The 23,004-nt window shown below is 62.4% G+C and carries 25 protein-coding genes; 15 read left to right on the plus strand and 10 right to left on the minus strand.

The window, feature by feature from the left end:
• The 3 genes from murD to H0O21_RS00885 are packed head-to-tail and all read left to right on the plus strand — an operon-like array spanning position 1 to position 2,623.
• Positions 1-1,401, plus strand: a complete 1,401-nt coding sequence (murD, locus tag H0O21_RS00875; protein ID WP_185190085.1) for a UDP-N-acetylmuramoyl-L-alanine--D-glutamate ligase — start codon at positions 1-3, stop codon at positions 1,399-1,401.
• A 42-nt stretch (positions 1,402-1,443) separates the two neighbouring features.
• The gene (locus H0O21_RS00880; protein ID WP_185190797.1) at positions 1,444-1,890 is read left to right on the plus strand and encodes an EVE domain-containing protein; all 447 of its coding nucleotides are present in this window, start codon (positions 1,444-1,446) and stop codon (positions 1,888-1,890) included.
• Positions 1,874-2,623, plus strand: a complete 750-nt coding sequence (locus H0O21_RS00885; protein WP_185190086.1) for a hypothetical protein — start codon at positions 1,874-1,876, stop codon at positions 2,621-2,623. Before H0O21_RS00880 ends, H0O21_RS00885 begins: the two co-directional genes overlap by 17 nt.
• On the opposite strand, the gene H0O21_RS00890 is transcribed toward H0O21_RS00885, so the two are convergent.
• The 4 genes from H0O21_RS00890 to H0O21_RS00905 form a co-directional block, all read right to left on the minus strand.
• Entirely contained in the window at positions 2,611-2,877 is a 267-nt protein-coding gene (locus H0O21_RS00890) for a DUF2811 domain-containing protein (protein WP_185190087.1), read from the minus strand. The two genes, H0O21_RS00885 and H0O21_RS00890, sit on opposite strands and share 13 nt — an antisense overlap.
• 348 nt (positions 2,878-3,225) lie before the next feature.
• Positions 3,226-3,606 (minus strand): DUF1818 family protein, encoded by a 381-nt coding sequence (locus H0O21_RS00895; protein ID WP_185190088.1) that lies wholly within the window; start codon positions 3,604-3,606, stop codon positions 3,226-3,228.
• Positions 3,603-3,830: a DNA-directed RNA polymerase subunit omega gene (locus H0O21_RS00900; RefSeq protein WP_131456892.1), complete on the minus strand. Its 228-nt coding sequence runs from the start codon at positions 3,828-3,830 to the stop codon at positions 3,603-3,605. Before H0O21_RS00900 ends, H0O21_RS00895 begins: the two co-directional genes overlap by 4 nt.
• 26 nt (positions 3,831-3,856) lie before the next feature.
• Entirely contained in the window at positions 3,857-4,141 is a 285-nt protein-coding gene (locus tag H0O21_RS00905) for a hypothetical protein (RefSeq protein WP_131456890.1), read from the minus strand.
• A gap of 39 nt (positions 4,142-4,180) precedes the next feature.
• Here H0O21_RS00905 and H0O21_RS00910 point away from each other — a divergent pair, with 39 nt between their 5' ends.
• From H0O21_RS00910 to H0O21_RS00920, 3 genes are all read left to right on the plus strand, one after another.
• On the plus strand, positions 4,181-5,845 hold the full coding sequence (locus H0O21_RS00910; RefSeq protein ID WP_185190089.1) for an Hsp70 family protein: 1,665 nt from the start codon (positions 4,181-4,183) through the stop codon (positions 5,843-5,845).
• A 93-nt stretch (positions 5,846-5,938) separates the two neighbouring features.
• On the plus strand, positions 5,939-6,781 hold the full coding sequence (locus H0O21_RS00915; RefSeq protein WP_185190090.1) for a hypothetical protein: 843 nt from the start codon (positions 5,939-5,941) through the stop codon (positions 6,779-6,781).
• Between the two features lie 54 nt (positions 6,782-6,835).
• A complete protein-coding gene (locus H0O21_RS00920; protein WP_131456884.1) occupies positions 6,836-7,057 on the plus strand; it encodes a ferredoxin-thioredoxin reductase variable chain in 222 nt (73 codons plus the stop codon).
• Between the two features lie 10 nt (positions 7,058-7,067).
• On the opposite strand, the gene pyrR is transcribed toward H0O21_RS00920, so the two are convergent.
• Positions 7,068-7,610 (minus strand): bifunctional pyr operon transcriptional regulator/uracil phosphoribosyltransferase PyrR, encoded by a 543-nt coding sequence (gene pyrR, locus H0O21_RS00925; RefSeq protein ID WP_185190091.1) that lies wholly within the window; start codon positions 7,608-7,610, stop codon positions 7,068-7,070.
• A gap of 104 nt (positions 7,611-7,714) precedes the next feature.
• Here pyrR and gpmI point away from each other — a divergent pair, with 104 nt between their 5' ends.
• Complete coding sequence (gene gpmI / locus H0O21_RS00930; RefSeq protein ID WP_185190798.1) at positions 7,715-9,376, plus strand: 2,3-bisphosphoglycerate-independent phosphoglycerate mutase; 1,662 nt, start codon at positions 7,715-7,717, stop codon at positions 9,374-9,376.
• A 9-nt stretch (positions 9,377-9,385) separates the two neighbouring features.
• Entirely contained in the window at positions 9,386-9,616 is a 231-nt protein-coding gene (secG, locus tag H0O21_RS00935; RefSeq protein WP_131456878.1) for a preprotein translocase subunit SecG, read from the plus strand.
• Positions 9,617-9,644: 28 nt separating this feature from the next.
• Here the strand turns inward: secG and H0O21_RS00940 are convergent, their stop codons facing one another.
• From H0O21_RS00940 to groES, 3 genes are all read right to left on the minus strand, one after another.
• The gene (locus H0O21_RS00940; RefSeq protein ID WP_255441065.1) at positions 9,645-10,994 is read right to left on the minus strand and encodes an ammonium transporter; all 1,350 of its coding nucleotides are present in this window, start codon (positions 10,992-10,994) and stop codon (positions 9,645-9,647) included.
• Positions 10,995-11,166: 172 nt separating this feature from the next.
• The gene (gene groL, locus H0O21_RS00945; RefSeq protein WP_185190092.1) at positions 11,167-12,801 is read right to left on the minus strand and encodes a chaperonin GroEL; all 1,635 of its coding nucleotides are present in this window, start codon (positions 12,799-12,801) and stop codon (positions 11,167-11,169) included.
• An 88-nt stretch (positions 12,802-12,889) separates the two neighbouring features.
• On the minus strand, positions 12,890-13,201 hold the full coding sequence (gene groES / locus H0O21_RS00950; protein WP_131456874.1) for a co-chaperone GroES: 312 nt from the start codon (positions 13,199-13,201) through the stop codon (positions 12,890-12,892).
• Between the two features lie 237 nt (positions 13,202-13,438).
• Here groES and atpD point away from each other — a divergent pair, with 237 nt between their 5' ends.
• Positions 13,439-14,902 carry a F0F1 ATP synthase subunit beta gene (gene atpD / locus H0O21_RS00955; RefSeq protein WP_131456872.1) on the plus strand — a complete coding sequence of 488 codons (1,464 nt, stop codon included), beginning with the start codon at positions 13,439-13,441 and terminating at the stop codon, positions 14,900-14,902.
• Positions 14,903-14,977: 75 nt separating this feature from the next.
• A complete protein-coding gene (gene atpC / locus H0O21_RS00960) occupies positions 14,978-15,379 on the plus strand; it encodes an ATP synthase F1 subunit epsilon (RefSeq protein ID WP_185190093.1) in 402 nt (133 codons plus the stop codon).
• Between the two features lie 189 nt (positions 15,380-15,568).
• Here the strand turns inward: atpC and H0O21_RS00965 are convergent, their stop codons facing one another.
• Entirely contained in the window at positions 15,569-16,054 is a 486-nt protein-coding gene (locus tag H0O21_RS00965) for a 30S ribosomal protein PSRP-3 (protein WP_131456868.1), read from the minus strand.
• On the opposite strand from H0O21_RS00965, the gene H0O21_RS00970 reads away from it, so the two are divergent.
• The gene (locus H0O21_RS00970; protein WP_185190094.1) at positions 16,053-16,961 is read left to right on the plus strand and encodes a TIGR01548 family HAD-type hydrolase; all 909 of its coding nucleotides are present in this window, start codon (positions 16,053-16,055) and stop codon (positions 16,959-16,961) included. The two genes, H0O21_RS00965 and H0O21_RS00970, sit on opposite strands and share 2 nt — an antisense overlap.
• On the opposite strand, the gene H0O21_RS00975 is transcribed toward H0O21_RS00970, so the two are convergent.
• Positions 16,933-18,294 (minus strand): aminopeptidase P N-terminal domain-containing protein, encoded by a 1,362-nt coding sequence (locus tag H0O21_RS00975; protein WP_185190095.1) that lies wholly within the window; start codon positions 18,292-18,294, stop codon positions 16,933-16,935. The genes H0O21_RS00970 and H0O21_RS00975 overlap by 29 nt on opposite strands.
• Before the next feature lie 11 nt (positions 18,295-18,305).
• Between H0O21_RS00975 and H0O21_RS00980 the strand changes: the two genes are divergently transcribed.
• The 4 genes from H0O21_RS00980 to H0O21_RS00995 are packed head-to-tail and all read left to right on the plus strand — an operon-like array spanning position 18,306 to position 22,989.
• Positions 18,306-19,319, plus strand: coding sequence for a CNNM domain-containing protein (locus H0O21_RS00980; RefSeq protein ID WP_185190096.1), 1,014 nt, complete (start codon positions 18,306-18,308; stop codon positions 19,317-19,319).
• A complete protein-coding gene (locus H0O21_RS00985) occupies positions 19,316-20,680 on the plus strand; it encodes a GTP-binding protein (protein WP_185190097.1) in 1,365 nt (454 codons plus the stop codon). The genes H0O21_RS00980 and H0O21_RS00985 overlap by 4 nt, the downstream gene beginning before the upstream one ends.
• Entirely contained in the window at positions 20,677-21,267 is a 591-nt protein-coding gene (locus tag H0O21_RS00990) for a nicotinate-nucleotide adenylyltransferase (RefSeq protein ID WP_185190800.1), read from the plus strand. Before H0O21_RS00985 ends, H0O21_RS00990 begins: the two co-directional genes overlap by 4 nt.
• Positions 21,268-21,273: 6 nt before the next feature.
• The gene (locus H0O21_RS00995; RefSeq protein ID WP_185190098.1) at positions 21,274-22,989 is read left to right on the plus strand and encodes an NAD+ synthase; all 1,716 of its coding nucleotides are present in this window, start codon (positions 21,274-21,276) and stop codon (positions 22,987-22,989) included.
• The last annotated feature ends 15 nt before the right edge of the window (positions 22,990-23,004 follow it).

Here is a 23,004-nt window from a genome sequence, read left to right on the forward strand (position 1 = left end):
ATGGCGCGCACCGTTGTGGTGGGGCTTGGGCGCTCAGGGGTCGGAGCCGCGCGTCTGCTCAGGGCTCAGGGCCTCGCTGTCACGGTGCTGGAGCGGGATCAGGGATCGAGCCAAGAGGAGAAGGCGCAACTCCTACGGGCCGAAGGGATTGACGTGCAGCTTGGGCGACCCCTGATGCCCGAGAGCTTCACGCCCTGGCTCAACGCAGCCTCCCCCGATGACGGCCTTGCTGCCGTGGTCGTGAGCCCCGGAATCGCTTGGGATCACCCGACCCTCAATCAGCTCCGCTCTCACGGTGTCTCCGTGCTTGGGGAAATGGCTGTGGCCTGGCAGGCCCTGCAGATGGCCCCCTGGATCGGGATCACCGGCACCAACGGCAAGACCACTGTGACCCAGCTGCTTCAGCACGTGCTGAGCCATGGCGGCCTGTCGGCACCGATGGCAGGCAACGTTGGGAACTCGGCCGCTGAACTCGCCCTTTTGCTCCAAAGCGAGCAGCTGCCTTGCCCTGACTGGGTCGTAATGGAAATGAGCAGTTATCAGATCGAAGCGGCGGCCACGGTCGCTCCCCGGATCGGCATCTGGACGACGCTCACGCCCGACCATCTCGAGCGCCACGGGACCCTCGAGGCTTACCGCTCCATCAAACGGAGTTTGCTGGAGCGCTCTCAGGTGCGGATTTTCAATGCCGATGATCCCGACCTTCAAGCCCATCGCGCCTCCTGGAGCCAAGGCATCTGGATCAGCGCTGCAGGGCCTGGTGAGGGCGCTGAGCCTGCTGACCTCTGGTGTGATGAGAACGGCACAGTGCGAGCCCCCTCAGGCCCCTTGTTTCCCGCCTCAGCGCTGGCGATGCCCGGGGCCCACAACCGTCAGAACATGCTCATGGTCACTGCCGCTGCCTTGGAAGTAGGACTCGATCCGGGCACGATTGAGGCCGGACTGCGCAGCTTCCCTGGGGTTCCCCACCGCCTCGAGCGGCTTGGGCTGCTCGAGGGCATGGACGTGTTCAACGACAGCAAGGCCACCAACTACGACGCTGCCGTCGTCGCCCTGCGCTCCGTACCAGGCCCGATTGTGGTGCTTGCAGGCGGGCAAACCAAACAAGGAGATGCCACGGAATGGCTGCGCCTGATGCAGGAGCACGCCTGCGCAGCCGTGCTTTATGGCCGTGGAGCCGAAGAGCTAAAGAGTCTGCTGAAGAGCAGTGATTTTTCAGGGGTGGTGGAGAGCACCCTTGATCTGAATACAGCGGTGCCGCTGGCGATCGAACTCGGACGCCGACAGAAGGCCGCAAGCCTGTTGCTGTCCCCGGCATGCGCCAGTTTCGATCAATACCGCGATTTTGAAGCGCGTGGCGATCATTTCCGCACCCTGATCAACGCCCGTCTCTCCCCCTAATCTTCCTGGGAGCATGCGGTGACCCTTTTGGCGTACTGGCTGATGAAAAGCGAGCCTGACGTCTATGGAATCCAGGACTTGGCGCGCGAGCGGGAGACCCTTTGGGACGGGATCCGCAATTATCAAGCCCGTAATTTCATGCGCAGCATGAACATCGGCGATCAAGCCTTTTTTTATCACTCCAATTGCAAACCTCCGGGCATTGTTGGCCTGATGGAGGTGGTTGAGACCGGTCTCACCGATCCGACCCAGTTCGATCCCAGCTCCAAGTACTACGACCCGGCGTCCAAACAGGAGTCTCCTCGCTGGGACTGCGTGCGGCTCCGCTATGTGGGAGTGTTTGCCGAGCTGCTGAGCCTCGATGCCCTGAGGGAGACGTACAACGAAGAGCAGCTCACGGTCGTACGCCGCGGCAATCGATTGTCGATCCTGCCCGTAGCGGATCCGATCGCCACCGATCTGCTGAGCCGCCTTGGAACGCTCCACTGAGACCGTCCTCCCTTCCCCAGGACGTGAGGTTCTGCCCCTGGCCACCGTGCTGCCCAGGGCCTGGATTGGCTTCAGCCAGGCCCCCTGGCATTCCCTGGGGCTTTCAGCGCTGACACTCTTGGCTGCCGTCGGGCCAGGTGTGCTCGCCAGCGATTTGCGGACTAGCGACCTGCCGCTCATCGTCGCCCTTGGGGATCTGCTAGTAGCAGCCAGCCTTTTACTGCCGATAGGGCCACTGATGGCTCTCCTCGACTTGGCGGATCAGCTTCTACCAGCCGCATCCAGTGAGAGGTCACCCTCCAGGATCGCTAGGCCTGACCACCAACCTCGGCTCCTCTGGCTATGGCGTCAGGGACTGGCGCTGCTGACTCTCGAAGGACTGATCTTCATCGGCGCTTTCAGCAGCATTCGACTGATCAGCTGGCTCTTGCTTGGTCAGAGCCCTGTCTTGGCGGGAGCCAGTGTGCTGCTGGGAAGCCTGGCCACAGCCCTCTGGGGAACGGGACAGGTGTTAGCCCTGCCGCTGCTCGTGCACCATCACCATCGCCCCCTTGCAGCCATGGACCACAGCCGCCGCATTGTTCAGGCGAACCGCCTGAAGATTCTTGCCCTGATCGGCCTCCTGCTCGGTCTCAATGCCTTGGGGCTCATGGGTGCCTGCCTTGGGCTGTTATTCAGCCTTTCCCTCAGCGCCCTCGTGCTGATGGCCAGCTGCCGCACTCAAATCTGCTGAAGCAGCGACTGACGCCTGAACATGTTGCCGACATACAGGCGCGTAATCGCCCTTGACTCGACGCCGTTCTGAACCAGAAAGCCGGCAAGGGCCGCCTGAACGAGACGGTACTGATCCCAGTTGGGATAATTCTCGATGAAGCGGGTCATGGCCTCCTGCAGAGGCAGGGGCAATTCAGCCTGAAAACTGACCAGTGCAGCGTCCATGGCTCCAGAGGCATCGGATGCAGATGACCCACAACCTGAGGGGCTCATGAGCTCTGACTGCATCATTTGCGCTGCTTCTGGCTGCATCTCTGAATCACCGATCGACCACCAGTTCTCCACACCGCGAGGACCACGTCAAGGGCAGCCTCATCGAGCCTTCCCACCCCTTCTCCCCATGAGACTCGAGCTATCAAGCCCTTTCAGGAGAAGCGATGCCGCCTGAAAAGGCCCATCACAACCAAGGCAACCAACGTCAAGAGGGATCAACCCGATTCATCCGGTTTTCCACAAACTCCGCGAGAGCAGGTCGCAACAGGAGAGAACCTGTGGAAAAGCTGTTCAATGCGGGGCAAAGGCGGTGGAGGAAGCCCCATTCGCTCAAATGATCAGAAGAACTTATCTCGAGCCTGAATCCCAGATCGTTCTCATCGCCGCCGTCACAGCCTGAGCAGCTGGCGCAGGCCAATGGCCTTCCACTCCCCTTCCGCCGGTCGCGTCAGCTTCAAGCAGAACCTGCAGCGCCCATCGATCCCGATGGCCCTCCAGGCAGCCCCACCAGGGCGCTCTCTCCATTTCCAGCGTGATCGCCTCTTCTTCAAGCAGCTGATCCACCAGCGCCTGATGCTGATTGGTGAGCTCCGAAACCAAGGCCACCAGGCCCTGCCACTCCCCTTCGGTTAGCTCAAATGCCCAAGCCTCCCCTCCAATCAACACGGGATAACGGAGACGACTGGGATCGTGGGCCAGGCGCCAGCCAGGCCCTTCCTGCTGAATCATCCAGGGAGCAAGTCAGGCTGATCCTGCTCATCACTCAGCTCGATAATGGCCCTCTGCACCGGCTTGACGCTGGACTCCTCAAGCAGCCCGTCGAAGTCGTCAAAACGACGCTGTTTGGCCCGGAACGCAATCCGAACGGTCGTGAGATAGCGATTGCTTGATTGGCGGATCAGGCTTTCACCGCGCTTGGCCAGATCCTGAGAGCTCAAACCGGCACCGATCACGATTGACCTGACAACAATTCACCACTCTAAGTGAGCATGTCGCTGTGGAACGGCACATGCATCGGATAGGTGCGCTGCAGGCTGCCAGGAACTCGCAAAACGATCTGACGCCCCAGCCCCATGGCGGCGAGGGGCTGTCGCAGCATCTCCAGCAATGCGCTGATCTCCTCAAGATGCGCCGCGTCAACGCATTCGATCCGAATACTTCCCCAGCTGCGCGACATCCTGCTGGCCCGAAGTGGTTCCAGCCGCTGCTCCAGCACAGGATCCTCCCTGTAGAAGGACATCACCAACCGCTGCAAGCGATCCATCCTGATACCCCTTAGTCTCATCGTTCTTCCAACCTGCCCATGGCAGCGGACCGACCCCCGGCGGACGAAGAAAACCTTCAGGTTTCAGAGCGGACTGGAACGCTGGCGATCGACCTGGGAAGCACCACCACCGTGGTGGCCTTTCAGTTGGATGGCGGCACCGCCCCGAACCTGCTCGATCTCCCACCCATCACTCGCAATCCAGGGGAGATACCGAGCCTGATCTGGGCTCGCAGCGCCGATGACCCCAATCCTCTTGTGGGCCGACAGGTGCTCGACAGTGGTCTTGCCGACGGCCACTCTCCAGGATTACTGAGAGATTTCAAGCGCTTCATCGCTGGTCCTGAGCTGGATCCAGCGAATGAGTGCTCCGATCAGTCCAACGGCGAGTCCTTAGGCGAACAAATGTCTGCGGACTCCGCCGGTGAGTGGCTGCTTCGAGAGATCTGGCGGAGGCTGCCCAATGGGGTGAGGGTCGGACGGCTCGTACTCACGGCCCCGGTGGAGCACTACCGGGGCTACCGAACCTGGCTTCTGAAAGCCTGCAGCCAGCTACCGGTTGATGAAATCGCCCTGGTGGATGAGCCCACCGCAGCGGCCCTGGGGGCCGGGCTGGCGCCAGGCTCTCGCCTGCTGGTGGTGGACGTGGGGGGGAGCACGATTGACATGGCGCTCGTCGCTCTTGAGGGAGGGGAAGGGCGTGCGGCGCCCCTCGCCCAGCTCTTGCGCTTCCGCGGCAGGGACCTGGCCAGCAGTCGCCAGTCCTTGCGCTGCGCCAAGGTGCTGGGGAAGGCCGGTCTAGCTCTCGGTGGACGGGATCTGGATCGCTGGATCGTTGACCACCTGGCCCCAGGGAAGTTCCAGAAGGACGATCCTGCGATCGCCCCTCTGCTCAATGCTGCCGAACGCCTGAAATGCCGGCTCAGCGACTGCAACCATCCCTCCGACCTGCCCCTCAGCGAGATCGCGACCCTCAGCGATGAGGGGCGCCAGCAGGAGCTTCGCCTGACGCGATTGCAGCTCGAGTCGCTGATCCAAGAACGGGGCCTGCTGAAGGCTCTCGATGATTTGTTGGAGCAGACGCTCGCAGGAGGACGGCGACACGGCTGCCCTCTCGAGGATCTCGATGGGGTGATGGCGGTAGGCGGTGGGGCACGCCTCCCCCTGCTGCTGGACTGGCTGCGGCAGAGAACTGCACCAGTCCGCCTGCTGACACCACCTCCTGTTGTGGCCGTGGCTTCCGGAGCCCTTTCCCTCACCCCTGGCGTGCAGGTCAGGGACGTTCTTCAGAGGGGGGTGTCGCTGCGTTGCTGGGACCGCCGCAGTCAAAGCCATCACTGGCACCCTTTATTCGTCGCCGGTCAGACCTGGCCGACCCGGAGTCCGCTTGAGCTCGTCCTGGCTGCCGGTCGCGAGGGTCAAGGCCAACTGGAGCTGGTGCTCGGGGAACCAGAGGCCATCGGCCGCCATGACGTGGTTTACGTGAACGGCTTGCCAACCCTGCAGCAGGGCAGCGCAACAGCCACGGTGCGCCCATGGAGCGCCCCCTCCCCGCACCTACCCCTCGAGCCCACGGGGAAGGCTGGTCAGGACTGCCTGCGCCTGCGTTTTTCCATCGATGCTCAGTCCGTTCTGCTCGTGGAGGGAGAAGACCTGCGCAGCGGCCTGAAGCTGCAACCTCGTGAACTGGGGACGGTTCGCTGAGCAGCAGCGCGTTATGCGCCTTCTACACCGTCCACAAACGGCATGGATTGACCTGGCTTCTTCATAGAACAATCAAGAACCTGCGGTCCTGCTTTGGCGCTTCGTCGCCACACCCTGCCCCGTTACTGGCTCGGCTTGACCCTGGGCGGCGTTGCCCTGCTCTGCGGCGCGGCCTACCTCTGGGAACAGCAGCTTCCCCTGCGCCTTCGGGAGGCGGCCCGTCGCGGTGATCTCGACGCCTGCTTGCGCTACGGCGAACAACTGGCGGCTCTGCGCTGGCTGGGTCAGAAGGCCCCCCTGGAGCAGGCCTACTGTCGCCGCCAGCAGGCACAAAGGCTCTGGGAGCTTGGACAGTTGGCGGACGCCCTTCGCCTGCAGGAGCAGCTCGTGAACTCTGGTGTCGGCACCCCAGGTGATCGTCAAGGGGATCAACAGCAGCTGATGGTGTGGCGGGATCAACTCCGTAATCAAGCGTTGACGCTCTTTCGTCAAGGCGATCTAGAGGGGGCCATCAGCAAGCTCACCCCTGTGGAGCAGGGGGATGGCCGTCCCGGCACCCGCCTGAGTGACAACCTCCGGGAGACCTGGAATCGCAACCGCCTGAATCACGAACGGCTGATTGAGCTTGTAGAGCGCAAGCGCTGGTGGGAAGCCTTGTCCGTTCTCAACCAGCTCGACCACCCCTGGTGGCAGAGGAAGGCTCTGCCTGAGCGACAGGCGGTGGAAACCTCGATCGATGCGCTGAGGGACCGGGAGGACCATCACAGTCATGGCGACCTACCAGCCCATACCGTTCCTGAAGCGGAGCTGGATGCTGCTGTTCAACAACGCATCCGAATGGGATTGGAACCCTGGAAAGCTTTCCTTGCCGGCTGCGCCGATGTTGGCGGCAGCGTTGAGGAAGAGGGGCCCGAAAGCCTGTGCCGCAGAAGGTAATGCGGCGGAGCGCTCAGGCGCATGACACAATGCGCCCCAGCAATGACGTGGCTCATGCAAGCGGGCGACAAGGTAACGGTCTCAGCCAACGTCGTGGTGTTTAACCATCCCGAACATCGTGGTGAAGCCTTCGATCTCCAGGGAAGCGAAGGGGAAGTGGTCAACGTGCTGGATGACTGGAAAGGTCGGCCGATCAGTCCCACCCTGCCGGTCATCGTGGCCTTTGGCCGTTACAAGGCCCACTTCCGCGGTGATGAGCTCACCGCTGTGAGCTGAAGGGAACCCTTCAGCGCAGGTACACCCCCTCCTCACCGTCAAGATCCATCAAGCGCAGCTCGATGGTTTCCGTGCGTCGGGTTGGCACAACGCGTCCGCAAAAATCAGGCTGGATCGGGAGCTCACGGTGACCACGATCCACCATCACCAGAAGCAGAACCCGACGCGGACGGCCCCAGGCCTGAATCGCCTCCAAGGCCGCCCTCACGGTGCGACCGGTAAAGATCACATCGTCGACAAGCACCACAACCCGCTCCTCAACGCCCATGGGGAGGTCCGTGGCTTGTCCAAACCGCATTCCCACCCGCTCGAGATCATCGCGATGAAAGGTGGGGTCAAGCGTTCCTTGAGCAATCGTGCGGCCGGAGAGATCCTCAAGCTGGCGGGCGAGAACTCGGGCGAGCTGCACGCCGCGTGTGGGGATGCCCAACAAAACCAGGTCATCCGTGCTGTCAACGGTCTCCAGCACCTGCGAAGCAAGTCTGGCGAGGGTCCTTGCCAGCTCCTGGGCCGAGAGGATCTCAATCCTTCCGGCATCGGCAGAACCGCCCATAGCCAAGCGCTCAGCGAGTCTCAGTTTATGGCGGCCGGATGGTCGAAAGCTGACCGACCGAACACCGACTGGGTCGAACTGCAGCTCTTGGAGGTAACTTGAATATGGAGAAGCCCTTAAGAACTGAACGTTGCGGAGAGAGCGTGCCGAACAGCAGTGATGAGAGCTTCCAGCGATCCGGTGCCGTCGCACCGGTCGTTCTCGCCATTCTTGACGGCTGGGGACACCGCGAAGGGAAAGAGCACAACGCCATTGTCACCGCCGAGACTCCGGTGATGGATGCCCTCTGGCATGCCTATCCGCACGCACTGATCCAAGCCAGCGGAGCCCATGTGGGACTCCCGGACGAGCAGATGGGCAATTCCGAAGTGGGGCACCTCACCATCGGAGCAGGCCGGATCATCCGCCAGGAACTCGTTCGGATCAGCGAAACCGTCCGAAACGAAAAGCTCGGTGAACGATCCGCTCTCCGGGAGCTGGCAGCGGAGCTGCGCAACAGCAACGGCACCCTCCACCTCCTTGGCCTCTGCTCCGACGGTGGCGTCCACAGTCATGTGGATCATCTCTGCGGGCTCTTGCGCTGGGCAGCCTCCGAGGGCCTGAGCAAGGTGGCGATTCACGCCATCACTGATGGCAGGGACACCCCCACCCAGAGTGCCCCCCAATTCATCGAGGCCGTTGAGAATGCCATCCTCCTGACCGGAGTTGGCGAGATCGCCAGCCTCTGCGGCCGCTATTGGGCCATGGACCGAGACCATCGCTGGGAGCGGACCAGCATGGCCTACTCCCTGCTCACGGATCCCGCGATCGAGATCAGCGGCATGACGGCCTCAGAGGCCCTGGCCGCGAGCTACGCCCAGGGAACCACCGACGAGTTCCTCGAACCGGTGCGTCTCACCCCCAGCTTCTTCAACGACGGCGACGGGCTTGTGATGTTCAACTTCCGCCCCGACCGCGCTCGGCAGATTGTTCAATCCCTGTGCGTCGATGCCTTTGAGGGTTTTGAGCGCGCCCAACGCCCCAAGTTGAAGATCGTCACCTTCACGCAGTACGAAGCGGATCTTCCCGTGATGGTGGCCTTCCCTCCCGAGTCGCTCGATCAGCTACTCGGCCAGGTGGTCGCCGATCACGGACTGCGCCAGTACCGCACGGCTGAAACCGAAAAATATCCACACGTCACCTACTTCATGAACGGTGGCATTGAGCAACCCCTTTCAGGAGAGGACCGCCACCTGGTGCCCTCACCACGCGTCGCCACCTACGACCAAGCGCCTGCGATGGCCGCTGCCACCCTCACGGACAGTTGCATCGAAGCGATCGAACGTGGCGTGTATTCGCTGGTGGTGATTAATTACGCCAATCCCGACATGGTTGGCCACACCGGTGTGATGGGGGCCACCACCGAAGCGATCCAGGAGGTCGACCATTGCATCGGTCGCCTGCTCGATGCCGTCGGGCGCATGGGAGGCACGCTTCTGATCACAGCCGACCATGGCAATGCAGAAGTGATGCAAGGTCCCGATGGTCAAGCTTGGACCGCCCACACCACCAACCCGGTGCCCGTGATCCTCGTGGAGGGGGAGAAGCGCAAGGTCCCTGGCCTTGGCAATGCCCTGCGCCTCCGAGACAACGGCGGGCTCGCTGATATCGCACCAACCTTGCTTCAACTTCTCGATCTCCCCAAACCTGAGGTGATGTCAGGCTGCAGCCTGATTGAATCGATTGATGCGCCGACTTTGAGCGCCCGTCTGCCCCAACCCGTCTGACTCTGCCTGATGCTTACATCTGTTCTCTCCTGGATCTGGATCGGCAGCGGCATGCTGCTCATCCTGCTGGTACTCCTGCACAGTCCGAAAGGCGATGGCATGGGAGGACTGGCAGCCAGTGGCAGCTCGATGTTCACCAGTGCCAGTAGCGCTGAGGCCACGCTGAATCGCCTCACCTGGACCTGCCTGGCAACGTTTCTCACCCTCGCGGTGATCTTGAGTGCTGGCTGGCTTCGCTGAAGCCAGCAAGGGTGAAGTCAAGGACAACTCACTGGAACTGAGGTGAACCCACCCGTTCCGCATAGGCTTCCTCTCCATGGGCGTCGACGTCGATCCCGAGGTTTTCAGCGTGTTCGGACACGCGGAAACCAAGCCCAAGACCACGCAGGATGCCTGCAATGACGAGAGTTCCCGCCGCCGCCAGGCCATAGGCCACCACAACAGCTTGAAGCTGCCCTCCAATCAGGGCCAACCTGCCTTTCTCGGCTAGAACCTGACCGGCAGGATGATTGGCGATCAGTTCAGCACTGGCAAACACGCCTGTGAGCATGGCGCCGATCGTGCCTCCCACGCCATGCACCGCAAAGGTGTCGAGAGAGTCATCGAAGCGCAGTTTCACCTTGACCTGGACGGAGACATAACAGAGCACTCCGGTGATCGCACCGATGGCCATGCCTGAGCCAGGGCTGACGAAACCAGCGGCTGGCGTGACCCCCACGAGACCGGCAACCGCGCCGGTGGCCATACCCACAACAGTGGGCTTGCCATCACGCCATGTTTCCACCAGCGACCAAGCCACGAGTCCTGCAGCCGCAGAGAGGTGTGTGGTGGTGAAGGGCAGTTCAGCGCCACTCACAGCCAACTGACTGCCACCGTTGAAGCCAAACCATCCAAACCACAACAGGCCGGTGCCCAGAAGAATCTGAGTCACGTCATGGGGAGGGCGAACGGAGCGGGGCCACTGCTTGCGGGCACCGACCAAAGCAGCGAGCAGCAGGGCAGTGACACCTGAGCTGATATGCACCACCGTGCCACCAGCAAAATCGAGATCCTTGCCAAGGAATCCTCCACCCCAGACCATATGAGCCAGTGGGGCGTAGACCACCAGCAGCCAAACGGGTGTGAACACGCACCAGAATCGGAAGCTGAGCCGCTCCACCAGGGCTCCGGAGATGAGCGCCGGCGTGATGATCGCAAACATCCCCTGGAAGAGGGCAAAGCTCAGGCCTGGGATCGACAAGCCATCCCAGATTGGAGGGATGTTTTCGAGCAGAGCGAAGGAGAAGGGATTGCCGACAACGGCATTGAAGGCTCCTCCATCGGAGAACGCCAGGCTGAAGCCGAAGGAGGCCCAGACCAGGGTGGCGATCCCCATCATCACGAAGCTCATCGCCATCGTGTTGAGAACGTTCCGCCCCTGAACAAAGCCACCGTAGAAAAAGGCAAGACCAGGGGTCATCAGCAAAACAAGAGCTGCTGACGTCAAGATGAGGGTGTTATCGGCATCAGAGAGAGCGGCTTCACCAGCGTGGGCCGGCAAAAGGGCGGCACTGATTACCTGCAGCGCCGGAACGCAAAGAGCAGCAATCAGCAGACGCCTGAAACGGGACTGCAGCACAAGTTGAAACGGTTACCAGCGATACCGTTTCAGAGCACGGGCCCCCTCGAATGTTCACCATGAACAGTTGGGGGCATCTTGAGGGAGACGTTCATGCATGGGGACATCCTCAGAGCATGAAAAAACCCCCGCCGCAGCGGGGGTGAACCGTTGCTCCTTGCGGAGCCGTCGATCAGTAGTCGAAGTCGCCGCCGCCCATGCCGCCTCCGGCAGGAGCTGCTTCCTTCTTCTCGGGCAGATCGGCCACGATGCACTCGGTAGTCAGAACCATGCCAGCGATGGAGGCAGCGTTCTGCAGACCAGATCGGGTCACCTTGGCGGGATCAACGATGCCAGCAGCGAGCATGTCCACATACTCGCCGTTGGCTGCGTTGTAGCCCTCGTTGAAGGACTTGGCCTTCACGTTCTCAGCGACCACAGCACCGTTCACACCGGCATTTTCAGCGATGCGCATCAAGGGAGCGGTCAGGGCCGCGGCCACGATGTTGGCACCGATCAGCTCCTCTCCGTTGAGGCTGCCAGATGCCCACTGCTCTAGAGCAGGAGCCAGGTGAGCCAGGGTGGTGCCGCCACCGGGGACGATGCCTTCTTCAACGGCCGCCTTCGTGGCGTTGATGGCATCTTCCAGACGCAGCTTCTTGTCCTTCATCTCGGTCTCGGTGGCAGCACCCACCTTGACCACAGCCACGCCACCGCTCAGCTTGGCGAGACGCTCCTGCAGCTTCTCCTTGTCATAGGTGGAGTCGGTTTCGTCCATCTGCTTGCGGATCTGCTCGCAGCGGGCCTTCACTGCCACTTCGTTGCCTTCGGCCACGATGGTGGTGGTGTCCTTGTTGATGGTGATGCGGCGAGCGGTGCCCAACATCTCCAGCTTGGCGTTCTCCAGCTTGAGGCCGGCGTCCTCGGTGATCAGCTGACCGTTGGTGAGAACGGCGATGTCCTCGAGCATGGCCTTGCGGCGGTCGCCGAAGCCAGGGGCCTTCACAGCAGCCACGTTGAGCACACCACGCAGGCGGTTCACCACGAGGGTGGCCAGGGCCTCCTTTTCGATGTCCTCAGCGATGATCAGCAGAGGCTTACCGGTGCGAGCGATCTGCTCAAGCACGGGCACCAGGTCCTGCACCAGGCCGATCTTCTTGTCGGTCAGGAGGATATAGGGCTCCTCGAGCACCGCTTCCATCCGCTCGGTGTCGGTGGCGAAGTAGGGGGAGATGTAGCCCTTGTCGAAACGCATGCCCTCGGTGACCTCAAGTTCGGTGGTCATCGACTTGCCTTCCTCGAGGGAGATGACCCCTTCCTTGCCAACCTTGTCCATGGCATCGGCGATCATCCGACCCACTTCTTCGTCGTTACCGGCGGAGATGGTGCCCACCTGAGCGATGGCGTTGCTGTCGCTGATCGGCTTGGCGTGCTCCTTGATCTTGCCGACCAGGAATTCAGCAGCCTTGTCGATGCCCTTCTTGAGGGTGATCGCATTGGCACCGGCGGCCACGTTGCGCAGACCAGCCTTGACCATGGCGTGTGCCAGGACGGTGGCAGTGGTGGTGCCGTCACCGGCGGCGTCATTGGTCTTGGAGGCAGCCTGACGGATCAGAGCAACGCCGGTGTTCTCGATGTGGTCCTCGAGCTCGATCTCTTTGGCGATGGTGACACCGTCATTGATGATCTGAGGAGCGCCGAACTTCTTCTCGAGAACGACGTTACGGCCCTTGGGACCGAGGGTGACAGCAACGGACTCCGCAAGGATGTCGATGCCCTTTTCCAGAGCGCGGCGAGCCTGCTCGTTGTAGATGATGCGCTTGGCCATGGGAGGCAGGGAGAAAGATAAAAGTGGAAACGATCAATCGAAACTGAACTCAGCACGTGGGCGCTGAGGCCAGGAGGCTTGGGAACGCTCAGTTCACAATCGCGAGGATGTCCTTCTCGGAGAGAAGCACGAACTCATCACCACCGAGCTTGATGTCGGTACCGGCGTACTTGCTGTAGAGCACCTTGTCGCCAACGCCGACTTCAGGAGCCTGGCGGGAGCCGTCGTCATTGCGCTTACCGGGACCCACCTGGACCACCTCGCCCACCTGGGGCTTTTCCTTGGCGGTGTCAGGGAGAAGGATGCCGCCGGCGGTTTTTTCCTCGGACTCGGAAACTTTGACGAAGACGCGGTCTCCAAGGGGCTTAACGGTGGAGACGCTGAGGGAAACAGCTGCCATGGGTGAATGCGAAAGCAGGGACAGGGGACGCGAAGCGCCACACATCGACACGAGCTAGCACTCAAGGTCGACGAGTGCCAACCTATGGCCTGGACGACTGCCCCCGCCAGCCACCCGGCGTGCGGTTGACCGAACCCCTCCTGAGGCCGCCATTGCGGTGGTATGGTTGCGCCGCTCAGGAAGGGAATGCCTCCGGACCTGTCTGTGTCCATCGTTCCCTCAAACTCCTCCTTTCTTATGGCCGCTGCTGCTCCCGCCTCCGCCGGTACCAAGGGTGTTGTCCGTCAGGTGATCGGCCCGGTTCTGGATGTGGAATTCCCGGCCGGCAAACTGCCCAAGATCCTCAACGCTCTGCGGATCGAAGGCACCAACACCACCGGTGAGAAAATCGCTCTGACCGCTGAAGTTCAGCAGCTCCTCGGTGACCACCGCGTTCGCGCCGTCGCCATGAGCGGTACTGATGGACTCGTTCGCGGCATGGAAGCCGTTGATACCGGCGCTGCCATCTCCGTTCCCGTTGGCGAAGCAACCCTCGGCCGCATCTTCAACGTGCTTGGTGAGCCTGTCGATGAGCAGGGTCCTGTGAACGCCACTGCCACGGCTCCGATCCACCGGGAAGCTCCCAAGCTCACAGAGCTGGAAACCAAGCCCAAGGTGTTCGAGACCGGCATCAAGGTGATCGACCTCCTGGCTCCCTATCGCCAGGGCGGCAAGGTGGGACTGTTCGGTGGTGCCGGCGTCGGCAAGACCGTGCTGATCCAGGAACTGATCAACAACATCGCCAAGGAGCACGGCGGTGTGTCCGTTTTCGGTGGCGTGGGTGAGCGCACCCGTGAGGGCAATGACCTCTATGAGGAGTTCAAGGAGTCCGGGGTGATCAACTCCGAGGACCTCTCCAAGTCGAAGGTGGCCCTTTGCTACGGCCAGATGAACGAGCCCCCCGGCGCACGCATGCGCGTGGGCCTCTCGGCTCTGACCATGGCTGAGCACTTCCGCGATGTGAACAAGCAAGACGTTCTGCTGTTCGTCGACAACATCTTCCGCTTCGTGCAGGCCGGCTCTGAAGTGTCTGCTCTGCTGGGCCGCATGCCCTCCGCTGTGGGCTACCAGCCGACTCTGGGCACCGATGTGGGCGCCCTGCAGGAACGTGTTGCTTCCACCGTCGAAGGTTCAATCACCTCGATTCAGGCCGTCTACGTCCCTGCTGACGACCTCACCGACCCAGCTCCCGCCACCACCTTCGCCCACCTCGACGCCACCACGGTTCTCAACCGTGCCTTGGCCTCTAAGGGCATTTATCCGGCTGTGGATCCCCTGGATTCCACCAGCACCATGCTCCAGCCCGCGGTTGTCGGCGATGAGCACTACCGCACCGCCCGCGCTGTCCAGTCCACTCTGCAGCGCTACAAGGAGCTTCAAGACATCATCGCCATTCTCGGCCTCGACGAACTCTCTGAAGATGACCGTCAGACCGTGGATCGTGCCCGCAAGATCGAGAAGTTCCTGTCCCAGCCATTCTTCGTGGCTGAGATCTTCACCGGCATGCCCGGCAAGTATGTGAAGCTCGAGGAAACGATCTCCGGCTTCAACCAGATTCTTGCTGGTGAACTTGATCACCTGCCCGAGCAGGCCTTCTACCTGGTGGGCAACATCGAGGAAGCGAAGGCCAAGGCCGAGAAGATCAACGCCGAATCCAAGTGATTCTGAGGGGGGTGTCTTGAGCACCCCCCAATCACTTGCTCAAAGTCGTCCGTTCTCCCCTTCGAACCAAGGTTCATGTCCCTCACCCTTCGCGTGCTGGCCCCCGACCAGAGCGTCTTTGATGGCAGTGCTGATGAGGTGATCCTCCCCAGCACTACCGGCCAGCTCGGCATCCTTCCTGGACACGTGTCCCTCCTGGCCGCTCTGGATGTGGGCGTGCTTCGGGTGCGCAGCACCAAAGGTTGGCAATCCATCGCTCTGATGGGCGGATTCGCCGAAGTGGAAGCTGATGACGTCACGGTTCTGGTGAACGCTGCAGAACTGGGCAGCAACATTGACGCCGGCAAGGCGGAAGCCGATCTGGAGGCAGCACGGGCCGAAGTCAATCGCTTCGAAGGTCAGCCTGCTTCCCCAGAAAAAGTCAAAGCTCAGCAGAGCTTGGACCGTGCTCGCGCTCGCGTGCAAGCCAGTAAGTGATCGGCCTCAGCCCTGAGTCTTGAACTCAGTGATGACCTGAACAGAAATTCTCAAACGACTCCCTTTCAGGGAGTCTTTTTTTGTGCCGAGCCCAGGCAATCAACGACATAAGGGCCAAAAAAACCCCGCCAAAGGCAGGGTTTTGATGCATCAGATCGCGTCAGATCAAAGACAAAAAACCGACCTTGATCAAGCGGTACCGCAGAAGGTCACATCAGGGAACTTGAGCTTGGCTTCGTCAAGACTCTTGCCCTTGCCCTCTTCTTGCCAGTAGTTGATCACCTCGGTGGCTTTATTCAGCACTTCCACTCGCTCATTGTCAGTAATCCAGCTCTTGCCTTCCAGCTCGGTTTTGAGCGTTTCCCAGGCATCCTCACGGGGCCAGAAGAAATAAGCCGTCAGGGGGCTGGGGCCACCACCAACGATCTGATCAACAGCCAGGGCGACGTTGTCAGGGAGCCAGAGGATCTTCAACAGGAAACGACCTTCATCGGCCTTTGGGGTGTAGCCGGAGGGCACTCCATCAGCATCAATCGTGGCGGTCGCCAGGGCAGCACTGCCACCACGCATCACAGGACGGCCTTCCGTCGGCTCCTGGTCAGGGGTAGCCGTATCGGCTGCTGCTGCTGCGGTGGCGACCTCCTGGTCGGCGGCAGCGCCTTCGGAAACCGTCATGGTGTCAGCGCTCAAGAATTCAGGACAAACAACTAACCTACCAGCCGCCCGAGGCCCAACCGCCCTGACCCCCCCTGAAGCCCCAGCCCGCTCCCCATCCCGCTGCCTGCTGCTGTTTGATCTGGACGGCGTGATTCGTGATGTAGCGGGCAGTTACCGGCGCGCCCTGCAGTCGACGGTGGAGCACTACAGCGGCTGGCGACCGGAGCCCTCAGTGATCGATGCGCTGAAAGGAGAAGGTCTCTGGAACAACGACTGGGACGCCAGTCTCGAACTGCTCAGACGGCACGCCGCCACACCATTGCCAGAGCGGGAGGCATTGATCGACGTTTTCAGTGGCTTCTACTTCGGCGATCAGGCGACCAGCGCCTCGGGAGCGGCCTCTCCTGAGGCCTGGAACGGGTACATCAAGGATGAACCGCTTCTGGTGGATGCGAGCTTCTTTGCAGAACTCAGCGACCTCGCCGTGGGCTGGGGGTTTGTCAGTGGTGCCGAACCCCCCTCGGCCCGCTTCCTGCTCGAAACCCGCCTTGGCCTGACATCCCCCCCCCTGATCGCCATGGGTGATGCCCCCGACAAGCCAGATCCCACCGGCCTGCTCCAGCTGGCGAGCTCCCTGATCGAACACCCCCTTGGCAAGAACACGCCTCCAATCGCCTACCTCGGTGACACCGTCGCCGATGTGCAGACCGTCGTAGAGGCCAGACGGCGCTGCAGTGATCAACGCTTCTTCAGCCTTGCCGTGGCCCCCCCTCACCTGCAGGCCGTCGGCCAGGAACGCGCCCGGCATCACTACGAAGCACGCTTAAGGGAGGCAGGTGCTGATGTGGTTCTGTCTCACACGGCTGCAGCACTGGAATGGTGCCGCGATCTGCCCCTCAACGTTCCATCGCAGCCGTGCTCTTGAGAGCAGCAGCGGTCAGCACCTCCCGCCCCATCGCAGTGACCGCCACGTCATCCTCAATCCGAATGCCAATCCCCTTCCAGCGCTCTTCGATCGCCGGCTGACCCTCCGGCACGGCCAAACGATCACTCACGTACAAACCCGGCTCCACCGTGAGCACCATGCCTGGCTCGAGTTCCACAGGATGTTCGCCCAGTCGATAGGCACCGACGTCATGCACATCGAGGCCAAGCCAATGACCGGTGCGGTGCATGTAGAGATGGCGATAGGCCCCCTGTTCGATGATCGCGTCCGCTTCACCGACCAGAAGACCAAGTTCCAGCAATCCTTCCACCAGCACCTGCAGGGCGGTCTGATGGACCTGCTCTGCGCTTACTCCAGGCCTGACCGCCTCAATCGCCCGCTCCTGAGCGGCCAGCACTAATTCATAAAGGGCCCGCTGTTCGCCGGTGAAGCGCCCGTTGATCGGGAAGCTGCGTGTGATGTCTCCGTTGTAGTAATCGGGCAGCGAACATCCGGCATCAATCAGAAGCAGGTCACCGTCCTGCAGGACGTCGCTGTTGGCGATGTAGTGAAGAACGCAGGCATTGTCTCCACCGGCCACGATCGAGCTGTAGGCAGGCCCTCGGGCACCGGCCGCCAAGAAATGCTGCTCAATCAGAGCCTGGAGCTGCCGCTCCCCCATCCCCGGTGCCACAGCAGCGCGGGCCAGCTCATGGGCCTCCGCTGAAATCCGGCAGGCCTCCCGCAGACGCTCCAGCTCCTGGGGCTCTTTACGCAAACGCAAGCGATGCAATAGGGGGCATGGAGCCACCAGACCAAGGGCTGCCGCTCCGCTTCGGGGAGCCCGATCGAGCTGGTCGGCCCAAGCCTTCAGCACCAGGGGCTCAACGGCAGCATGGCGACCGACTCGAAAGGCGATGCCCTCGGCACCCTTCAAATACTCCGGCAGACGTTCTTCCAGCTCATCGCGTGGATGGGCGATCTGTGCACCGAAATGCTCCACCGCCCCCTCACACCCCCAGCGACGGCCGGTCCAGACCTCGGCACCTGCCTCCCGCGGATGCACGAACAACACAAAGCGCTCCCCGTCCGGACGATGAGGGAGCAGCAGCGCCACCGCATCCGGTTCATCGAAGCCGGTGAGATACCAGAAGTCACTGTCCTGGCGGAAGGGCCACTCGCAGTCAGCGTGATGGGTGACCAGGGACGCTGCCGGAATGACGGCCGCCGCACCACCGAGCTGCTCAAGGAATCGTTGACGCCGCTCGGCATGACGCTGCTGATCAATCACGGCGGAGACAGAAGGACGGGGAAACGTCAGGATGGCAGGCAAAGCACCCGGGCATGACCAGCGACCTTCTGATCCTGATCCTGATGGTGGTGGTGGTACTCGCCGGATCCGCCCTGTGTTCGGGTGTCGAGGCAGCGTTGCTCACGGTCAACCCGGTACGGGTGCATGAACTGACTGGCCGCAGTCGACCACCCGCCGGGGCGCGGCGGCTGGAACAGTTGCGTCAACGACTGGGACGCACCCTCTCCGTGCTGGTCATCGCCAACAACGGCTTCAACATCTTCGGCAGCATGATGCTGGGCGGCTATGCCGCCTGGGTGTTTCAGAAGAACCAGTTCAGCGAGGTGGCCCTTCCGCTGTTCTCGGTGGCCCTCACCGTGCTGGTGATCCTGCTGGGGGAGATCCTTCCCAAGGCGATCGGAAGCCGGCTGGCCCTGCCGGTCTCTCTTGCCAGCGCACCATTGCTGCACTGGTTAGGGGTGATCATGCGCCCGCTGGTGCTGCTGCTCGAGCGCCTGCTGCCGGCGATCAGCGAAGAGAACGAGATCAGCACCGACGAGAACGAAATCAGACTCCTGGCCAGGCTTGGCTCCCAGAAAGGACAGATCGAGGCCGATGAAGCGGCCATGATCGCCAAGGTATTTCAGCTCAACGATCTGACCGCCCGTGATCTGATGACCCCCCGCGTCGCGGCACCCACCCTGGAGGGGGCCCTCTCTCTCGATCAGCTGAGACCCCAGCTGATGGCCCAGGCAGCCCCCTGGTGGGTTGTGCTTGGAGCCGAGGTGGATCGCGTTCTGGGGGTTGCCAGTCGGGAGCAACTGCTGACCGCCCTGCTCGAGCAACGCGGACAACTGAGTGCCGCCGATCTCTGTGAACCTGTGGAATTCGTCCCCGAGATGATCAGGGCCGACCGATTGCTAACCAGCTTTCGTCGCGACAACAGCGGCGTCCGGGTGGTGGTCGATGAATTCGGAGGCTTCGTGGGCGTGATTGGCGCCGAGGCGGTGCTGGCGGTGCTGGCGGGCTGGTGGCGCAAGGGAGGCGTGGGAGGCCAGCTGGAATGACCGTCGCTCCCGCCTCTCTCCCAACCCTCGAACGCTGCCAGCTGCTGCTCCAACAATGGCGCCAGACGCTGGAATTAACGGCGCGGGACCGCAGCCTGCTATCTGGCCATCTCCAAACCCTGGAGCGCCAGATGGAACGTCTCGCCCAGCGACGGTTGCGGATCGCCGTGTTCGGACGCGTGGGGGTTGGCAAGTCGAGCCTCGTGAATGCTCTCGTGGGGGAAGCGCTGATGGCCACGGATGTGGCCCATGGCTGCACCCGACGCCAGCAGGCGGTGACCTGGCCGCTGACCATCGAAGCGCTCGAAGCGATCGAGCTGGTGGACACCCCAGGCATCGATGAAGTGGCCGCTGACGCCAGGGCCAGGCTCGCGGCTCGGGTCGCCTTGCAGTCAGATCTGGTGCTGATGGTGCTGGATGCCGACATCAGCCGGGTGGAGCTGGAGGCGCTCGACACCCTGCTGAACTGGGGGAAACCGGTGCTGCCGGTGCTGAACCGCAGCGACTGCTGGCCGGAACCGCAGCGCCAGACCTTGTGCCGGAGCATCGAGACAAGAATTCGTGAACACCTAGCTGTCTCGGGGCTGTGCCGCACCAGTCGGCGGGTGCTAGCGCCGATCGCGGTGGCAGCTGCCCCCCGTGGGGCGGTGGTCCTTAGCGACGGCCGGGTGCGTAGCCGCCCTCTGCCAGCGGAGGTTGATGGCCTGGAAACAGCCCTTCGCAGCCTGCTGAACGAGCAGGGGCAAGCCCTGCTTGTCCTCAATAGCCTGCGTCAAGCGGAACGGCTGCAGCAACGCCTGGAGGCGGGTCGTTTGCTGCGACGCCGCCAGGCGGCGCAGGGGCTGATCGGCCGCTACGCCGCCCTCAAGGCGGCCGGCGTGGCCGCCAACCCACTGATCCTGCTGGATCTAGCCGGTGGCTTGGCCTGCGACACAGCCCTGGTGGTGCAGCTCTGCCAGCTCTATGACCTACCGATGGGAGGACCGGGAGCACGACGTCTGCTCCAGCGCCTGTCTGGGCACAACGCCCTGATCGGCGGAGCCCAGCTCGGCATCCAAGCCGCCCTGAGCGGAGTGCGACAGCTACTGATGGTGGCGGCCCCCTTCACCGCCGGGCTCTCCTTGGCTCCCGCCGCACCCGTAGCCCTGGCCCAAGCAGCCTTAGCCGTCCACACCACCCGTCGAACCGGTCGGCTGACGGCCCGCTGGCTGCTGGAGCAGAAGGGCCGAGGCAAGCGCTCTCGGCCCCTACCCGCCACCTTGCTGAGGCGCCTGGCCTGGCAGGACTCCACCCTGCAGCGCCTGCTTGCGGAGTGGCCTCAACCCCTGGAGAGAACGGCGGTGCAGGAGCTCCTGCCTTGAGCGATTCGCCCACAGACAAAATCGCGCTGCTGGGGACCAGCGCCGACCCACCGACCCGGGGCCATCAGGCCCTGCTCGAAGGTCTGTGCAAACAATTCCCCAGGGTGGCCACCTGGGCCAGTGACAATCCCTCCAAACAGCACGTCATCGAACTGAACCAACGCCTGGAACTGCTCGACGCCCTGGTGCAGTCGATCAATAACCCCCGACTGGAACTGGTGCAGGAGCTCAGCAGCCCCTTTGCGATCACCACGGTGACCCGGGCCGAGCAGCGCTGGCCAGGGCTGGACCTCTGCTTTGTGGTGGGCAGTGATCTCATCAGCCAGATCCCCCGCTGGAAAGACGCCTCCACCCTGCTGGGCCATTGTCGTCTGGCGATCGTGCCCCGGCAGGGATGGCCCTTGCAGGACGCCGAACTCAAGCGCTTGCGCAGCCTCGGGGGCCGTCTTGAGATCCTGCCGCTCGGGATTCCAGGAACCGCCAGCTCCGAGATTCGCTCGCGAGCGGCAGCCTCTCAGATCCCCGATGCGCTGGAGCCGCTGCTGCTGAAGCACAATTTCTACGGTTTCACCCGCGGCAACGACTGAAGCGCCATGCGTATCGCCCTGGCCCAGATCAATCCGCTGGTCGGTGACCTCGCCGGCAATGCCAGGCGGATCCTCAGGGCCTGCCAGGACGCCCACCGTGCAGGGGCCGATCTGGTGGTCACTCCAGAGCTAGCCCTTTGGGGCTATCCGGCTCGGGACTTACTGCTGAAGCGATCCCGCGTCAGCGCGCAGAGCAGGGAAATGGATTGGCTCAGCGGAGAACTCGCAGCCCTCGCTCCACACCTGGGGGTGTTAGTGGGCCTGGTGGAACCGGCCTCAGATCAACAGCAGCCGAGGCTGTTGAACGCGGTGGCCCTGATCCGTGGAGGTCACTGGAGGGTGGTGGGCCGCAAACAGCTGCTGCCCAGCTACGACGTCTTTGATGAAACGCGCTACTTCCGAGCCGCTGAAGGTCCTTCCGTGCTGGATTTCCCCACGGAAGAACGAACCTGGCGCCTAGGTCTCACCATCTGCGAAGACCTCTGGGTGGATGGCTCTCTGCATGGAGAACGCCTGCGCGGACCGGACCCAATCGCTGCATTAGCGGAACAGGATGTGGATCTGCTGCTGAATCTCTCAGCCTCCCCCTTCGGTCGTCACAAAACGAGCAAGCGTCAACAGCTAGCGGGGCAGGCAGCTCAACGGCTGCACTGTCCGGTGATTTATGTGAACCAGGTAGGCGGCAACGATGAACTGGTGTTTGACGGAGCCAGTTTCGTAGCGGTCCCAGCGCCGGAGCCCAGCGCGCCCGCCTTGCAACTGCCCAGTTGCAGGGAAGCGGTGCAGATCTGGGCAACGGACCAGCAGCTTGAGCGGAGGACGGCCCTGATCACTCCTTCAGAACAGAACGAGCTCGAGCCCCTCTTCCGTGCCCTGGTGCTGGGCGTGAAGGATTACGCCCGCAAATGCGGCTTCCAGCAAGCCTTACTTGGCCTTAGTGGCGGCATCGATTCGGCCTTGGTGGCGGTGATCGCCTGTGCAGCCCTTGGCGGCGAGCAGGTGCAGGGCCTGCTGATGCCGTCCCCCTGGAGCTCCAAGGGGTCGATCGACGATGCCCAAACGCTGGCAGAACACCTTGGGCTCCGCACGCAAATCGCCCCGATCCAATCCCTCATGGATGGCTTTGCCACCACTCTCGAACCGGTGTTAGGGGGTCGACCGACCGATGTGACGGCAGAAAACCTGCAATCCCGCATCCGCGGAACCTTGCTGATGGCCATGGCCAATCAGCAGGGGCAGCTGCTGCTCTCCACGGGCAACAAATCGGAACTGGCCGTGGGCTACTGCACCCTCTACGGCGACATGAACGGCGGTTTGGCGGTGATCGGCGATCTCTATAAATCGAGTGTGTTTGCGCTCTGCGCCTGGCTTGACAGCGATGCCAGCCAGGCCTGCCGCCGCGACCTGGGGCTTCCCAGCGCAGGGGAGCTAGTGGGACGGGCGATCAGGGAGAAACCCCCCAGCGCCGAGCTCAGGCCCGACCAGAAAGACAGTGATTCGTTGCCGGATTACGCCGTGCTGGATCCGCTGCTGCGGGACATGATCGAAGAACGCTGCAGCCGCGAAGCCCTGCTGGCTAGGGGCCATGCCACCGGCGATGTGGATCGTGTGCAACGGCTGTTCCAGCGAGCGGAGTTCAAACGCCGTCAGGCGCCGCCCCTTCTGAAAGTGAGCGGTCAGGCATTCGGAACCGGTTGGCGGCTGCCGATCGCGGCCGTCTGAGCCAGATTGAGGAGA

The organism is Synechococcus sp. HK01-R (assembly GCF_014217855.1).
Lineage (GTDB): Bacteria > Cyanobacteriota > Cyanobacteriia > PCC-6307 > Cyanobiaceae > Synechococcus_C.

Excerpts from the sequence above, each read along its gene's own strand:
- murD (WP_185190085.1), top strand. The coding sequence starts at position 1 with ATGGCGCGCACCGTTGTGGTGGGGCTTGGGCGCTCAGGGGTCGGAGCC.
- H0O21_RS00880 (WP_185190797.1), top strand. The coding sequence starts at position 1,444 with ATGAAAAGCGAGCCTGACGTCTATGGAATCCAGGACTTGGCGCGCGAG.
- H0O21_RS00890 (WP_185190087.1), bottom strand. The coding sequence starts at position 2,877 with ATGAGCCCCTCAGGTTGTGGGTCATCTGCATCCGATGCCTCTGGAGCC.
- H0O21_RS00895 (WP_185190088.1), bottom strand. The coding sequence starts at position 3,606 with ATGATTCAGCAGGAAGGGCCTGGCTGGCGCCTGGCCCACGATCCCAGT.
- H0O21_RS00905 (WP_131456890.1), bottom strand. The coding sequence starts at position 4,141 with ATGGATCGCTTGCAGCGGTTGGTGATGTCCTTCTACAGGGAGGATCCT.
- H0O21_RS00910 (WP_185190089.1), top strand. The coding sequence starts at position 4,181 with ATGGCAGCGGACCGACCCCCGGCGGACGAAGAAAACCTTCAGGTTTCA.
- H0O21_RS00920 (WP_131456884.1), top strand. The coding sequence starts at position 6,836 with ATGCAAGCGGGCGACAAGGTAACGGTCTCAGCCAACGTCGTGGTGTTT.
- pyrR (WP_185190091.1), bottom strand. The coding sequence starts at position 7,610 with ATGGGCGGTTCTGCCGATGCCGGAAGGATTGAGATCCTCTCGGCCCAG.
- gpmI (WP_185190798.1), top strand. The coding sequence starts at position 7,715 with ATGGAGAAGCCCTTAAGAACTGAACGTTGCGGAGAGAGCGTGCCGAAC.
- secG (WP_131456878.1), top strand. The coding sequence starts at position 9,386 with ATGCTTACATCTGTTCTCTCCTGGATCTGGATCGGCAGCGGCATGCTG.
- groL (WP_185190092.1), bottom strand. The coding sequence starts at position 12,801 with ATGGCCAAGCGCATCATCTACAACGAGCAGGCTCGCCGCGCTCTGGAA.
- groES (WP_131456874.1), bottom strand. The coding sequence starts at position 13,201 with ATGGCAGCTGTTTCCCTCAGCGTCTCCACCGTTAAGCCCCTTGGAGAC.
- atpD (WP_131456872.1), top strand. The coding sequence starts at position 13,439 with ATGGCCGCTGCTGCTCCCGCCTCCGCCGGTACCAAGGGTGTTGTCCGT.
- atpC (WP_185190093.1), top strand. The coding sequence starts at position 14,978 with ATGTCCCTCACCCTTCGCGTGCTGGCCCCCGACCAGAGCGTCTTTGAT.
- H0O21_RS00970 (WP_185190094.1), top strand. The coding sequence starts at position 16,053 with ATGGTGTCAGCGCTCAAGAATTCAGGACAAACAACTAACCTACCAGCC.
- H0O21_RS00965 (WP_131456868.1), bottom strand. The coding sequence starts at position 16,054 with ATGACGGTTTCCGAAGGCGCTGCCGCCGACCAGGAGGTCGCCACCGCA.
- H0O21_RS00980 (WP_185190096.1), top strand. The coding sequence starts at position 18,306 with ATGACCAGCGACCTTCTGATCCTGATCCTGATGGTGGTGGTGGTACTC.
- H0O21_RS00985 (WP_185190097.1), top strand. The coding sequence starts at position 19,316 with ATGACCGTCGCTCCCGCCTCTCTCCCAACCCTCGAACGCTGCCAGCTG.
- H0O21_RS00995 (WP_185190098.1), top strand. The coding sequence starts at position 21,274 with ATGCGTATCGCCCTGGCCCAGATCAATCCGCTGGTCGGTGACCTCGCC.